The organism is Arthrobacter sp. GAS37 (assembly GCF_044908325.1).
GTDB lineage: Bacteria > Actinomycetota > Actinomycetes > Actinomycetales > Micrococcaceae > Arthrobacter > Arthrobacter ramosus.
Genome location: NZ_JBIYDB010000026.1, coordinates 1 through 14567, shown reverse-complemented (window position 1 = coordinate 14567; position 14567 = coordinate 1). Strand labels below are relative to the sequence as shown.

Genomic DNA, 14567 nt, shown 5'->3' with positions numbered 1-14567 from the left:
CCGCTCCTGTCAAACCGATGGCCGTGGATCTTCCAGTGTCCGGATCGCCTTTTCGTTTGCCTTGCTCCCCGCTGGTCGTAGTCCAAATAACCCTAGAGATTGGATCCGCCACGTCAGTGATCGGTCCGGGCCTTGATTGAGCAAAGTGGTCTCGAGTTGATAACTTGTCATGCCGAGGTGTCGGCGTTGCAGTAACGTCGTCTGTCCGACCGACCCACGAGGTACTGAAGCCACTTCGACGGGAGCTATGACACCCTTCCAGATAGAGATTCGGTTTGCTGAGATCAAAATGACCGGGTTGGCGAGGGCGATCGAAACGGGCTCCCCGTTTGTCGAATAGGGCGTAAGTGCACGCAGAAACGTCGGGTCTACTCGCGCGATGAAAACAGTTCCTTTGTGAGCCGTCGGCAGCCGCATGACGAGGCGTCGGGCGCGCATCTTCATGAGTGAGTATGTCCACTTCGCGAGGACCATGAGGCAAACCGTCGAGAGGACAACTGTCGAGACGATGAGTAGGTTTTGATCCGCCCGATCAGGCTTTGCGACAGTCTGCGCGAGAATCCTGAGGGCTGCAATGAGCGTCAGGAAGAAGCCGAGCGGTGAAAGGTGCAGCCACGACCGGCGTTCTCCTCGTTGTCGAGTTTCACTCATCTGCTATCCCCTTCCCCAATTGCGGCGGTTCAGCCAGTCGTTGAATGAGGTCGCCCATGCCACCTTGTCTGCTGCAAACCCTAGCGCGCCGGCAATCTGAGGAAGCAATTTCACGTGCTTTGCGGCGCTTCGGATGTCCACTCCAATTGGACCAGTCACCGCGGCAATCACGCCTAGCCCGCAGGAAAGGGATGTCAACTCGCCGGCGCAATCAATCACGGCGCTTGCGTCGCCGAATGCCATGCTGGCTAGCTCCCCGATCATGCCCCCAACTGCCGCACCGTACTCCCCAGCGATCCATCCCCCGAATAATGCTCCCGCCTCGGGTGCTAGCAAGGCGGCTGTACTCAGCAGAAGGCTCACATTCTGGCCGTCGTTGCTCTTCGCCCAGTTGTGGAATTGCTCGAAGATGTTGTCCTCGTGCCGTTCCTGCGGTTGGGCGGGGTTGGTCTGGGCGGGTGTCCAGGTGGGTAGTGGCCTGTACGGGGCGGTGTAGGTGCTGGTGTAGTCGGGCAGTGGTGTGTATGGCGTTGGTGCGATCGCGAAGGGGTCTGGGGTGTAGTTGGTTTCTGGTCCGTTGCTGGCGGCGGCTTCTTGGGTGGGGGATTGGTCGATGGGGGTTTCGGGGACGGCGTCTGCGCCGTGCCAGGAGGAGCCGTCGCCGTCGGTGATTTCGACCATGGGCATGTAGCCGTTGAAGTCTTTGAGCGTGGCGGGGTTGTTGAGGGTGTAGGCGTAGTGGTTCAGGGTCTGGGGTGCCCGGAGGAGGCCACCCCAGGTGTCGTGGCCTGTGAAGGTCGCGGTGGCGGGGTCGTAGTTGCGGGCGTGGAAGGTGGTGAGGCCTGCGGTGGGGTCGGTTCCCTGCCCGGTGTAGCCGCCGGTGGTGTATCCGGTTGTGGCGTATTGGGGGGTGCCGGTGTCGGTGTAGTCGGCGAGCTGGGCCAGGGTCGCGTCCGCTGCCGGTCCTGTGGGGGTGCCGGTTTGGGGGTTGGTGGTGGCGATGGTGGAGCCGAGGCGGTCCTGGACGTCCCAGGTGCTGGTGGTGGTGCCGGCGGTGACGGTGGTTGTGGTGGCGGTGTTGCCGTGGTTGTCCGGGGCGAAGGTGCTGGTTGCCCCGTTCTGGGTGGTTTGGATGGGTGTGAGGCCGTTGTAGAGGGTGTCGGTGTGCTGGGTCCCGGTTTTGCTGGTCTGGTCCAGGCCCGTGGCGCGGCCGAGCCCGTCATAGCTCCGGGTGGTCGAATAGCCGGGCTGGGTGGTGGTTTCGGGCTGGTTGGTCGGCGTGTACGTGTTGGTGGTGTCGGGCAGGCCGGGGGTGGCGCGCTTGACCCTGTTCCCGTTGCCGTCGTAACTGTAGGCGGCCGTGGACGGTGCTTGTCCGGGGGTGGTGGAGGTTTCGGTGGTGAGCTGGTTCGCCGTATTGTACGCGGCCGTCACGGTGAGGGAGTCCCCGGGTGCGGTGGTTTCGGGGTTGTCGGTGGTGCTGTAGGCCGTGCGGTTCCCGGCCGGGTCGTACCCGTAGCTTGCGGTGGCCCCGGTGGCGGAGGCGGACTTCACGAGCCGGTTCAGCGGGTCGTAGCTGTAGGTGCGGTTGTCGGTGGTGCCGGGGGTGGTTCCCGGCACGACCGGTGGCTGCTCGGGTGTGCCCGTGGAAGGCACTGCCGTGCCGGTGGTGGTGCGGGTCCGGTTGGTGACGTTCCCTGCCGGGTCGTAGGCGTAACCGAAGGAGATGGATGCCCCTGCCGGGAGCCCCCCGCCGGGGGCGGGGAGGGTGCGGCTGTCCAGGTACGCGGTGACCGTAGTGCAGGAGACCGCATCCGTCCCTGCCGGTGCCGTCGGGGCACCCGCGGCCGTCGTGGTGCCGGCAGCGGGTGCGGCGGTGGTGTGGGTGATGCCAGTGGTCCGCCCGTCCGGGTCGTGGGTGTAGGTAGTGGTGATCCCGGACGAGCGCGTGGTGCTCGTGGGGAGCCCGGCGGGGGTGTAGGCGTAGGCCAGGGTCCCGGCCGGGGTGGCCTCCGTGGCCGGACGGCCCGCTGGGTCGTAGCTGTAGCTGATGGTCTGGTTTTGCGGCAGCGCCAGCTTCGTGAGCTCCCCGGCCGCATCGTAGCTGTAGGCGAGGTTCTTGCCACGGGTGTCGGTCTGGCTGGCCAGCTGCCCGCGCTGCGTGTAGGTGAACCCGGTGGCTCCGGTGGGGTCGTCCATGGTGGTCAGGGCCCCTGCCGGGTCGTACCCGTACTTGATGGACTGCCCGTTGGCGTAGGTGGTGGTGGCGAGCTGCCCGGTGGGGGTGTACCCGTAGCTGGTCGTCTGGGCGTTGCCGTCCGTGGACTTGGCGAGCAGGCCGCGGGGGTCGTATTCGTAGGTCTTGGTGGTCCCGAGCGGGTTGGTTTCCTTGGCCAGGAGCCCGCGGGGATCGTATTCGTCTGTGGTGGTGTGCCCGTTCGCGTCCGTCATCGAGGCCAGGTGCCCGGCCCGGGTGTAGGCGTATTTCGTGGTGACATTCGTGTCCGCGGTGGAGGCCTGCCCGGCCTTCGCGTTCTCGATCACGGACGTGAGCCGCCCGGCCGGGTCATACGAGTATTCGGTGGCGACCTTGTCGGGGTTGACCATGCCGGTGCGGTGCCCGGCCGGATCGTAGGCGTAGTTGGTGGTGGCGCCGGTGGGGTCGGTGACGGTGGCGAGCTGCCCCCTCGGGGTCCAGGCCTGCTTGGCCGTGTTCCCGTCCGGGTTGGTGGTGGCCAGGACCCGCCCGACGGGGTCATACACCGTCTTAGTGACAGCCCCGGTCGGGTCCGTGACCGCGACCGGCCGGTTCAGGGCGTCATACGCGGTGGCGGTCTTGCGCCCGAGGGGGTCCGTGACCGTGGTCCGGTTCCCGTCGGCGTCGTACGCGAGGGCGGTTTTGGCGCCTGTCGGGTCGGTGAAGGCGACGGGCCGGTTGTCCTTGTCGTAGGAGGTCAGCCAGGGCTGCCCGCGCCGGTCGGTGACTTTCACCGGGTTCCCCGCGGCGTCATACGTGTAGGTGGTTTTCGTACCGGTCTGGTTGGTGAGGGTGACAGGGCGGTCCATCGCGTCATACGCGACGGCCTGGACGCCTCCGGTCGGGTCGGTCGTGGCGAGGATCTTCCCGACGGGGTCGTAGCTGGTTTTCGTCACTGCCCCGGTGGGGCCGGTGACGGTAACGGGGTGTCCGGCGGCGTCGTATCCGTAGCTGGTTTTCGCGCCGGTCGGGTCGGTGGTGGTGGCGAGGGTGCCGGTGGGGTTCCAGCTGCTGGTCCAGTTTCCGCCGTTGGGGTCGGTGGTTTTCACGACCCGGCCCAGGGCGTCGACCTCGTGCGCGGTGACCGCCCCGAGCGGGTCGGTGGTGGCCGTGAGTTTGTCTTCCCGGTTGTAGGAGTACTTCGTGGTGGCTCCGGTGGGGTCCGCGACCGTGGTGAGCCGGAACAACGCGTCCCAGGCGTATTTGGTGGTGGCGCCGGTGGGGTCGGTCATGGCGGTGAGGTGCCCGTTGCCGTCATAGGCCAGGGCGGTGACCCCGCCTGCCGGGTCGGTGCGTTTCACCGGGTGGTCAAGGGCATCCCAGGCATACCGGGTCACGTTGCCATTGGGGTCCGTCATCGAGACGACGTGGTTGCCGGCGTCGTAGGTGTAGCTGGTCTTCGCACCCGTGGGGTCGGTGACGGTGACGAGGTTCCCCCGCCCGTCGTAGGCGTAGCTGGTGGTGTTCCCGTTGCCGTCCGTGGAGCTGGTGAGTCTGCCGCCGGCGTCGTAGGCCCGGGTCGGCACCGTGCCGTCGGGCTGGTGCACCGCCGTCGGGAGCCCCTGGGCACCGATGTCGAAGCTGGTCGTCCTGCTGGCACCGCCGGGCCCGCCGAGGTCGGTGACCGTGGCGAGGTCCCCGGCCGGGGTGTAGGTGTAGGAGCGGATGTCCCCGGCGGGGCCGGTGGAGCGGGTGAGCCGGCCGGAGCCGTCGTACGCGTAGCTGGTGGTGTTGCCTGACGGGTCGGTGGAGGAAGTGACATGGTCGGCGCCGTCGTAGGCGAACTTCCGGACACCCCCGGCCGCATCGCGCATCGCGGTCACGTGCCCGGCCCCGTCATGCGTGTAGACGGTCACGTGGCCTTCGTTGTCCGTGTACGCGGTCGTGCCGGCCACGTCGTCGTACGCGAAACCGCGCACGTTGTTCTGCGCGTCCAGCTGCTTCACCACCCTGCCGGAGGCGTCGTACGTGTTGCGCAGGTACTTGACGCCCAGGGGGTCGGTCGCGGTCAACAGCCGGTGCGCGCCGTCATAGCTGAACGCGCGGACGCCGCCGGCGGCGTCGGTGATGGAGGCGAGGTTCCCTGCCCCGTCGTAGGCCAGGGCCCAGACCCGGCCGTCGGGGAGGGTGAAGGACGTGACCCGGCCCAGAGTGTCGGAGCCGGTCCGGATGGTTTGCCCGGCGGCGTCGGTGATGGACGCGAGCGGCCGGAACTGGGCCGATGCCCCGGCAGGGGAGTAGGTGAGGGTGGTGGTGTTCCCGGCCCGGTCGGTGTAGGAGACCAGGTCTCCGATGCCTTCGATGCCGGCGGCGTCGAACACCCATTTCTCACCCTGCGGGGAGGCAGGGCCAGTTTCCCGGCCCCTGCTTCGGTGAGGGTGTCGGGGTCCCCGGGGTCCGGGGTGTAGCCGCCGGCACCGTTGCCCGTGAACACATAGGAAGCCCCGTCACCCTGGACAACCAGGACGCTGCCGTCGGAAAAGCGTTGGGCGCGGGCACCCAGCCCGAAACTCACCCCGGCACCGGTGCGGGAGAGCCGCCCGTCCTGGGAGTTATACACCAACGACATGTCGGTTCCCTGCCCGGGACCGGTCAGGGTGAAGAGTTTGTATTGTTCGATGAGGTTGCCGGTGGCGAAGGAGACGGGTTCGGCGCCGTAGGCCTGGTAGTTGTGGAACCCGAGGTTCCGCCACTTGGCCAGTTCCGCAGCGGAGGGTTTGGTGGGCCAGCCCCCGGTGACCGGGTTGGTGCAGTTGAAGCCCTTGGTCTGGAGGTATTTGCCGAGTCCGGTGAACACGCCGTTGGTGATGGAGTCGAAGCCGTTGTCGATCACGGGACGGTCGTAGTTGTGGTCAAGGTAGAGCGTTTCCATGTGCACGAGGGCGCCGGGGAGCCCGGCGAAGTCCGTGTACGGGAGGGTCGTTCCGGTCCCGGACATGGACGCGGTGTTTGCTGGGCGCCCGGTGTAGCCGGGCATCTGCCCGATGAGGGAACCGGTCACCGCGTTATCGTCCGCGTTCCCGCGGGAATACACCCGGGTCCCGCCGTCGGTGGAGACACCCCACGGGTGCCCGTACAGCGCATCGAAGGCCAGGGTCACGGTCAGGTCCGGGTTCGCAGCGGCCGCGATCGCGTCCCGTGTCTGGCGCGAGAGGTACGCGGGGGAGCCGGTGGTGCGGGTGACGACGACGTTGGCTTTGCACGTGGTCGTCATCATCGCGGCCAGGGCGTTGGCGAGTTTCACGCTCTCGGGGAGTTCGGTCATGGGCCCGTTCGGGCCGGTCGTGTTCGCCACGTCATCGTCCGGGTCCAGGACCACGGTGGGCCCGGCCGGGGGGACGAACGGGGTGCCGATCACCGCGAACTGGGACAGGTGCTGGGACTCGGCCTTCACCGTGCCGGTCTTCGGGTCGAAGTAGGAGGGCAACGCCACCCATGGATCGCCCGGGTTTTCCCGGGTCATGACTTTAACTGTGGCCGGGTCGATTTGTCCGGGTTCTTTGCCGAGCTTGGATGCGTCAACACCGAGCTGAAGGGTGACACCGGGGGTGACGGTCGTGACCGTGGCCGGGGCATTCTCGTGCATGGCGATGACCGGGTCTGCGGGGAACGATGTCATGCCCTTGCCCGAGGGATCGGTCGCGTTCACCTGGACCGGGGTCCCCAGCACGGTGCCGCCGGTTTCGGCCGCGGCCGTGCGGGAGGCGCCGTCCGCGAGTTCCTTTACCGCCACGTTCAGATCGGAGGAGACCTGGTGGCCGGAGAACCCGATCGAGGCCTGGGCTTTGTCGGCTTTGACCGTGATTTCCTGTCCCGGGCGGATTGTTCCGGTCCCGAGTGGATCCTGGCCCTTCTTCGCTCCCTGGTCATCTTGCACCTCTGCCCGCACCTCGGCCACGGGGAGGGTGTTGGCCGCCGCGGCGTCCCGGGCCGCGGACAAGGTCCGGGCTTTCAAGGCCTGCAAAGCCGCCGCGGCGTTGGCCGGGGCGACGTCCACCGGGGCAAGCGCCGCGGCCGTGAGCACACACGCGACCACCAGACCCGTGACCCGGTGTGGCAGGTGCCGTCCGGCTGCCCGGGGTCCGGACGCCCTAAACCCGAGGGATCCCGGCACGGCAGCGCACACCGCAAACACCCATTGAGCCCAGGTTTTCAGCGCTGAAGTCTGCGGCTGTCCCGCGGTCCCGGCCCGCCTGGAACCTTCCGCGCGGCGTGCCCGTGTACCGGCGCGGCGGCGCCCCGAGACCGGTGCCGGTGGCAGGTGCTTGCCCGCGGGGTGTTCCTGTCGCTCGTCGGTCCTCATATCTGGACCCCTTCGCCGCTGTGGTTCGCTTCGCCGTCGTACTTGTCTTCGTGGTCCTTGCCGCCGAGCAGGCCGGCGAGCCCCGCAGGTGCGGCTTCGGTACCCTCGCCGTCGTGGGTCGCGTCATCGCTGCCGTTCCCGTCAGGGGAATCATCATCTGGATCCTCATCGTCCGGGTCCTCGTCCTTGCGGCGTCGTCGGCGCCACAAGATCAGGAACAGCAGCCCGGCCAGGGCCAGCCCGATCGCCACCAGCCACGCCCATCCGGCAACCTCGCCCGCGGAAGCATCCTGAGGGACCCCGCCGCCGGCTGTGAAAACGTCGAACCAGTACACGGTGCCCCGGGTGAAGACGCCCACCGGGTCGGACACCAGGTCCGCCGTTGCTCCGGCCCGCGTTCCGGAGGCTGTTCCGGACGACGCAGGGCCGCCTTGGGTGGGTTCTTTCAGGCAGGCGGCGAGTTCTTTCCAGTCCGGTACCCCGTTGTGGTTGTAGTCCTCTTTGCCGGTGGAGCATCCAGGTTTGCCGCAGATCACGATCTCGGTCCAGTCCGGGATGCCGTTCCCGTCGGCGTCTTCGTGCCCGGTCGCACAGGTCGTGGACCCGCACAGGACCTGTTCGACCCAGTCCGGGATCCCGTTGCCGTTCGCGTCCGCCCCGGGATCCGTCACGCACGTCGTGGTGCCGCAGGCCTCGACCTCGAGCCAGTCAGGGATTTTGTTGTGGTTCGTATCCTCCAGGCCGGTCGTGCAGGTCGCAGTGCCGCAGACCTTGAGCTCCACCCAGTCCGGGATCCCGTCACCGTCGGCGTCGCACTTGGACGGATCCGCCTGGGCCGGACACGCACCAGCGGTGGTGGCGGGGGAAAGCCGCGGCGCCGCCTGCACGGTGGCGAGGGCGTGCACGGTTGCGACGGTGCGCGTCGGGCCCGCGTACGCTGTCTCGGCCCGTGCTGGGCCCCCAATACCCAGCACGAACACACCCGCCACCAACATGCCAAGCACCACAGCACCGGCACTGCGGAAGAACCCCGGAACAGATACAGCCACGACAACCCCAATGTGTTGGAACAAGGACAAGCCCTGCCGCGCCCCCGGCCGGGACACCCCCTAGACCACCCGGCCACTGAAAACATGACGCAGGAGCTGAAAACCCTGAACCTTCAGGGATCCCGCCGGCCGCGCGGGAGGCGTGCGGCCAGGGGTCTCATTTCCCGCCCGCACGCCCGGTGCCGCGTCTTGCGTCGGCGAAGCGTGACCCGGTTGGACTGGGGGTGTCTCCGCCCAGGTCACGGCCTGACACACGGTCCGGGGACCGGTATTCCGGGATAGTCCCCCCAAAGGACACCCCCGGGAAACAGCCACCGCATGCCAGACACTTATTTAGTGCCCGCGGGTCGCAGCTCGTGTCACAAAATAGCCAAACAATTCCCGGGAAGTTCCGGGTCGGTCGCATCAACGACCGGGCCTGCGGGCAATCCGACCGGGGATTGCGGTGTTCGTGCTGCCGGTGGAATCGGCTTTGATTCGTGGCGGGGTTGGGCGCTGTGGGGTGTTGAATCCGTGACCGGTACGGCCAAATCGAACGCATTGTTGCCGTCCCGGGAGGAAGCCGACCGGCCTGGACCGACGGGGGACGGGTGGGTCCCGGTGCCCGCGCGGGATGGGAGTACCTGAGCAAACGACATCCTTACCGGACGTCCGGCTGCGGCGGGGCCGGCCTGCCGGGTTCCTCCCGACGCGGGCCGAGCAACCGGCAGGCCCACTTGCCCCCATATGCGCGGGTTTGCGCCCCGCAGGTCGCGGAACCCCTTCCTTGGTGATGGGTCGGCGGGTGCCCTAAGTGGCCCGCTTGAGGACGCCCGACTGATCGCGGACCCAGGGTGCCGAGGTGGAGTCCTGGAACATCAGGAGCGCCATGTATTTCGGATTCTTGACGATCGGTTTAAGGTTTTCCCGGTTAAAGACCGGCTCGGGGAAAGGCTCCCTTTTGGAAAAGAAATAGACACCGGGTGGAAGAACGCTCACGGTGGCACTGATCGCCTCGATGGGCGTTCCTTTGGATTGTGAGACCCCTGCGGGGCGCTGAACCGTCAGTCCGAACACGGGTGCATCGGAGTTGTTCTCAATAACGACTCCCCAATGCCTTGCGGCGCCGTCCGTGAGCATGGCTGGCCAGGAAAATACCTGGCTGGCCTGGGATCGACGTTCCGTTTCCTTGGCTTGTGCGTGACGCTCCCGTTCCTCCTCCAAACCGGTCCTGGCACTGTCTGCCATCGTTCTCGAATGAGTGGTTGACTGCACAATAAAGAACAGGGCCACGAACGTGCCGATGCTCCCTGCCGCCTGAATGACACCGACAATGACAACCCAATCCATGAAGACCCCCGTTTTTCGTTCCTGGTTCACGTGCCGGTTCCACCGGTCCGCGCAGGACGGAGAAACCCACCTCTACTTCTTTAGTAGGGAGGTACCGGTTATTGTGTTGCCGATGCCGCGAATGTCTTCCGCCCGGCAGGTGGTCCGGATTGTCTTGGCAGGGCCTGACCTTGGCCACCAGATGCTGGGATGGCCCTCCATGCGCGCAATGCACACTCCGGCCGGGACGTCCCCGACCTCCTTCGTGGGTGAATCATTCCGGTCGGATGTCTCCTCCTTGTTGGTTACAGGACACTTCATCCGGAAACCCCGCCATGAACTGAGGCCAGGGAGCACTTAATCCATGGCGCCCTTTGTTGAAGGGCTTGAACCAAGCGCGCCGATGCGGTGGGCCCATCCCGGGAGCGGCCGCGGGTAAGCATCATGAGCCTGGCCAGGCTGTCGATCTGGTGGGCCGATCCATTGACGCGATCCTTGTCCCAAGCTAAGGTCACGGATTGACATCATGTGATCGTTTCGCAAGCAACATAATCATGTTTGATCAATGAGGATTGGTGTTCAGTAAAAGATTGACAGCATCCGGTGTTGTCGGATTGATCACCCTGGGTCTGATTGTTCCCCTCGCCGCGACGGCGTCAGCTGACTCCGTCGCGCAAAACACAAATGCTGCCGTCGGCACGCGCCCGATGATGGGATTCAACAACTGGGCCAGCTTTCAATGCGGAGCCCAATCCCGCCTGGACGGCACGAATGCCGGCTATTCGTTCCAGCAGTTCATGGAAGACCAGGGCGCAGCCATGAAGAGCCTGGGCCTGGTGGACGCCGGATACACCAATGTGACCGTCGACGACTGCTGGATGGCCCCGCGTAACTCAGCAGGATACCTTCACGGCGCCACTAACTGGGGCTCCTCGTCACAACCGGGTTTCGACTACGAACTGAACAACTACTCCAACTACCTTCACGGGCTGGGAGAACTCGCCGGACTCTACAACACATCCGGGGAAACCACCTGCCAGGGCGTTGCCTCCGGTTCCCAAGGACACCAGCAAGCCGACGCAAACTCCTACGCATACTGGGGAATCGACTCTCTCAAGCTCGACAACTGCGGGGCGGTCAACGGGGCCACCCCCCGACAACTCTTCACCTCCATGGCCCAGGCCTTGAACACGGCGACCACCAGCAATCCCCGCAAGGTCCTGTTCAACGAGTCAGCACCTGCGGGGTTGTCCAATGCCAGCCCTGCAAAGTACTCCACGATGGACTGGGTCAGGACCCTGGGACAGACCTGGAGGATCGGTCCGGACATTTCCCTGTCTGCGGCCTCCGGAAACGGCTGGAACTTCCGGCCCGCGTACTACGAGGAAGGGGCATACCAGTCGTTTATCGACACGGTTCAGCTCGCCCGGTACATGGCGCCCGGAACTACCAACGACCCGGACCAGCTGCTGATCGGAGACAACGGACTGACCGTTCAGGAGGAGCGCAGCCAGTTCGCGCTGTGGCGGTAATGGGCGCCCCGCTGGTGGTCAGCACGGATCTACGAAAGCTCGCCGCGAATCCCACGGACCCGCATTTCGCCCAGAGCATCGCGACCCTGAAGAATAATGACATCATCTCGGTCGATCAGGACACTCTGGGTGCCGGTGGCTACCTGGCCAGCAGCAACAGCTCCGACGCGGCTTCGGGAATAGACGTGGTCGTGAAACCCCTCGCAAACGGGGACAGGGCCGTAGTTGTCCTGAACAAGAACTCAACCACCTCCACCTACAACCTCGACCTCGGACGCGTCGGTTACGGTAACCTTCAATGCGCCCGGACGGTGAAAGACCTCTGGTCCCACGCATCATCCACGGCAACGACACAGATCCCCTTGACGATCGGTGCCCATGACAATGCCATGCTGACCATCAGCCCCGCTAACTGCGGTGCCGCTGTTCCTACAGGACAGATCGCGGCAACACAATCGGCCACGTGCCTGCCTCCGCTGTGCCTGGACGCGTGGCAGGGAGGAACCACCGCAGGGACGCCAATCGGGACCTATAACTGCACGGGAAACACCAATCAGCAATGGGTCAGGAACCAGGACCGCACGGTGAGACTGTACGGCACGGCCCAATGCATCAGCCGAACCGCACCGGGATCGACGAGCACGATAGGTGGTCAAACAGGCACCTTCGCAGTCCTCGAACCATGCAACGCCGCCGACACGAAACAGCAGATCGGCTACAATCGCAACGGGCAGATGACAACCGCGGACGGCCAATGCCTGGACATCTACGGCGGGAATCAAGGAACCAGCGGATTGCCCGTCGATTGGTACGGCTGCGGCACAAGCCAGACGAATCAACTATTCGCCACGTCCTTTGCAGCCCCGCCGGCACCATGACACAAAACCGATTCCAGTAACTCCAGAAGGCAGCCCGGCTGCCGGGAAGTGACGGAACTCATGGGTCTTTGTCCGGTCCGGATTGGCATCGAACGGGCTGCTGTCGCCGGGTGCAAGGAGTTCCGCCTGTGCCTTTGCTTCTACGTTCATCAGAACGCCAGCGATCAGGTGCCTGGAGGCGGGGTACCCAGCGGTGCCGGCTCCCATTTCCACGACAGATAGCCTGACCCCGGACCAATGGACTTGCCGCTGCGGCCGAAGGCCCGTCGGTGAATCGGCCACTGAAACCGAGATCGTGCTTCCGGAGGAAAGCGGTGCAACTTGCGTGCCATTCATGTCTTCCCGGGTAACTAACGTCGTGACCGCGGGCAGGGCATACAAGATGCGATAAACCGGCTGGTGGACGATTGGGCTGGTATCCGGTTCGTGGAACGGTCACCAGTCGGTGCTGACGTCGAGGCCCTCGTCAGTTCAGCCACGATCAGGCCGCGAATTGAGACCCTTGCGCCAGCCCTTCGTCTCGCGTCGATTATCGCCCGTGACGGCGGTTGATTGGCCGTAGCTAGTCACGGATTCATCACCCACAGGGCGCAACCCCACCGCGAAGCAACGCGGATTCTACGGGCCGCGCGAACATGACAATCCCCGGTCGGTTTGTCCGTAGGCCAGGTCGTTGGTGCGATCGCCCCGGAAATTCCCGGGAATCGTTTGGCCGTTTAATGACACGCGCTCAAAGCTGTGGGCACTAAGTAAGTGTCCGGCATCCGGAGGCTGTTTTCCCGGGGGTGACTCCGATTACTGTTCCTCGGCGGGACGCATGCAACTACGACAGCTCTTGGTGAAAGGCCGGATCGAATGACCAACCTCAGAATCATCCCGAGAAGCGAGTGGCGAACCCTGCCGGTTCAGCCACCTTCGGGGCACTGGTACTTCGTCGTGCGCCCATTCGTGATCGGCGCACTTGTTGCAGTTGGGCCAATGGCGCTCACGGCATACGCAGTCGGCGGGGACCTCTCACTGAGGTGGCTCGTTTACATTCCGGGGACTCTCTTGATAGCTCAGGCGTTATTCATCGTCATCATCGGATTGCTTGCGATCCGGCCATATAGAGCCGAAATAAAGCTCGGTTACACTACGTGGCCAGCTCAACAGCGCGACGAGCGGGACTGACCGGCGAACCCGGACCACCACCACACCACCACCCCGGCACCGGCCGGCGGCTCTTCATCCTTGGAAGGATTCATGCCCATGACCGACCGTCACGACGAATACCGGCAAATCCAGCCGCCCGGACCAGGGCCGTGGCCTCCCTTGAGGTCGGCGGATACGCTGGCCCCAAGAGGCGGAACCACCAGGAAAGGGTCTGAGATGAAAGTGCTGAACGACCCGCCATTGCCCCCGGCACTGGTGGATCCGTGGACCAGAATAGGGTTCCCCCCGCTGATCACCGCCATAGCGAGCCTCCTCGCCCTCGTAGTCGTCGCGCTGGCCATCAGACGGTCCAACAGAAGATCGCTCGAAAAACACCTGGAAGAGCTCAAGGAAGTACCGCAGAAGAGCCAGGACGAGACACCGCTGTCCTTCGAAGAAGAACACCGGGACTTTGCCGTCCACGAGGAGAAATCCGGGGCGGGCAGCCGGGCGTCTGAACCGCGATCCCACTGGAATGAACAAGGACCAAAGTCATGACACATGCAGACGAGCTCCGTACCTGGGCCAAAGGCTCCTACACCGATGAAGCAGCCACGGAACTGCTGATCCGGGGTTTCCGCGGCCGTTTCGCAGCCCCGGGCAATCCCTGGGTAGGGAAAGACGACTTCAACGGCAAACCCTGGATCGACTTCGCCTCGATCCCCGAACACGCCGGCGGGGTTTCCGGCCGTGAATGGCGGTTCCTGATGTTCACCGCCTCCCTGGCCGGCAACGTCCCCGTGACCCTGGGCGACGTCGTGCCCGGCGTTGACCGCGACACTGTCAAGCTGATGCTCGCCGCGGTCTCCCACGCCGCCGGCAGCCACGAACACTCCGGCCTGAACCAGCACGAGGACGGCACGACCTCGTTCACCCGGCTGTTCGCCCTGTACCCGTGGCCGGAGACGCTCGGGAAATGACCACCGGCAAGGACGGTTCACGCCTGTCCCAGACGTTCTCCAAGGACGAAGCAGAGCGGATCCGCGCAACCTTCAAGGCCGCGGGCGGTCTCGAGGGATACGCCTCCCTCGAAGACCTCGCGAAAGCCGGGATCCTACGGGAAGTACGGCGCCTGGAACGCAAACACAACGGCGGCAAAAAATGGCCCGGGATCCCCGCCGGCCAGATCAGGCCAGGGCAGCGGACCCGGGACGAAACCGCCCACCGCAAAGAACCCTGACCGGACAACTCCCCACGGAACACGACCGGCCGGGCGTAGACCCGCGGTCGGCAGCGAGGTCCTGATACGACCTGGGAGCGATGGGCCGCGGATGTGGCCGAATCACACAGCACCTACCTCACGTTGGTGTGGTTCCGTTCACCTTCACCGCAATCGAACTGGCTCAACTCACTCCTCAGCGTCATGGACGCGGCCGCGTTGCAGCTTTCCTTGAGTCC

9 protein-coding genes and 1 pseudogene are annotated in these 14567 nt (G+C 65.1%); 6 read left to right on the top strand and 4 right to left on the bottom strand.

The features are described from left to right. Positions 1–654: 654 nt before the first annotated feature. The 4 genes and pseudogenes from ABH924_RS17755 to ABH924_RS17740 all read right to left on the bottom strand — a co-directional run bounded on the left by ABH924_RS17755 (position 655) and on the right by ABH924_RS17740 (position 9619). Positions 655–5229, bottom strand: coding sequence for an RHS repeat-associated core domain-containing protein (locus ABH924_RS17755; protein WP_404500900.1), 4575 nt, complete (start codon positions 5227–5229; stop codon positions 655–657). A 119-nt stretch (positions 5230–5348) separates the two neighbouring features. Next, positions 5349–5780, bottom strand: a pseudogene (locus ABH924_RS17750) (DUF6531 domain-containing protein); the annotation flags it as partial. Between the two features lie 1427 nt (positions 5781–7207). Continuing rightward, positions 7208–8260, bottom strand: coding sequence for an LPXTG cell wall anchor domain-containing protein (locus tag ABH924_RS17745; RefSeq protein ID WP_404500898.1), 1053 nt, complete (start codon positions 8258–8260; stop codon positions 7208–7210). 789 nt (positions 8261–9049) lie between these two features. Then, positions 9050–9619 carry a hypothetical protein gene (locus ABH924_RS17740; RefSeq protein WP_404500896.1) on the bottom strand — a complete coding sequence of 190 codons (570 nt, stop codon included), beginning with the start codon at positions 9617–9619 and terminating at the stop codon, positions 9050–9052. 539 nt (positions 9620–10158) lie between these two features. Here ABH924_RS17740 and ABH924_RS17735 point away from each other — a divergent pair. From ABH924_RS17735 to ABH924_RS17710, 6 genes are all read left to right on the top strand, one after another. Next, positions 10159–11100, top strand: a complete 942-nt coding sequence (locus ABH924_RS17735; protein WP_404500894.1) for a hypothetical protein — start codon at positions 10159–10161, stop codon at positions 11098–11100. Continuing rightward, positions 11100–11978, top strand: a complete 879-nt coding sequence (locus tag ABH924_RS17730) for a ricin-type beta-trefoil lectin domain protein (protein WP_404500892.1) — start codon at positions 11100–11102, stop codon at positions 11976–11978. Before ABH924_RS17735 ends, ABH924_RS17730 begins: the two co-directional genes overlap by 1 nt. Before the next feature lie 855 nt (positions 11979–12833). Further along, positions 12834–13148, top strand: a complete 315-nt coding sequence (locus ABH924_RS17725) for a hypothetical protein (RefSeq protein WP_404500890.1) — start codon at positions 12834–12836, stop codon at positions 13146–13148. A gap of 198 nt (positions 13149–13346) precedes the next feature. Next, positions 13347–13667, top strand: a complete 321-nt coding sequence (locus tag ABH924_RS17720; RefSeq protein ID WP_404500888.1) for a hypothetical protein — start codon at positions 13347–13349, stop codon at positions 13665–13667. Beyond that, entirely contained in the window at positions 13664–14089 is a 426-nt protein-coding gene (locus tag ABH924_RS17715; RefSeq protein WP_404500886.1) for a hypothetical protein, read from the top strand. The genes ABH924_RS17720 and ABH924_RS17715 overlap by 4 nt, the downstream gene beginning before the upstream one ends. Then, a complete protein-coding gene (locus ABH924_RS17710) occupies positions 14086–14349 on the top strand; it encodes a hypothetical protein (RefSeq protein WP_404500884.1) in 264 nt (87 codons plus the stop codon). Before ABH924_RS17715 ends, ABH924_RS17710 begins: the two co-directional genes overlap by 4 nt. Positions 14350–14567: the final 218 nt, after the last annotated feature.

Bases quoted from the DNA above. Each gene is read 5' to 3' on its own strand.
- ABH924_RS17730 (WP_404500892.1), top strand. From the start codon at position 11,100: ATGGGCGCCCCGCTGGTGGTCAGCACGGATCTACGAAAGCTCGCCGCG.
- ABH924_RS17720 (WP_404500888.1), top strand. From the start codon at position 13,347: ATGAAAGTGCTGAACGACCCGCCATTGCCCCCGGCACTGGTGGATCCG.
- ABH924_RS17715 (WP_404500886.1), top strand. From the start codon at position 13,664: ATGACACATGCAGACGAGCTCCGTACCTGGGCCAAAGGCTCCTACACC.
- ABH924_RS17710 (WP_404500884.1), top strand. From the start codon at position 14,086: ATGACCACCGGCAAGGACGGTTCACGCCTGTCCCAGACGTTCTCCAAG.
- ABH924_RS17725 (WP_404500890.1), top strand. From the start codon at position 12,834: ATGACCAACCTCAGAATCATCCCGAGAAGCGAGTGGCGAACCCTGCCG.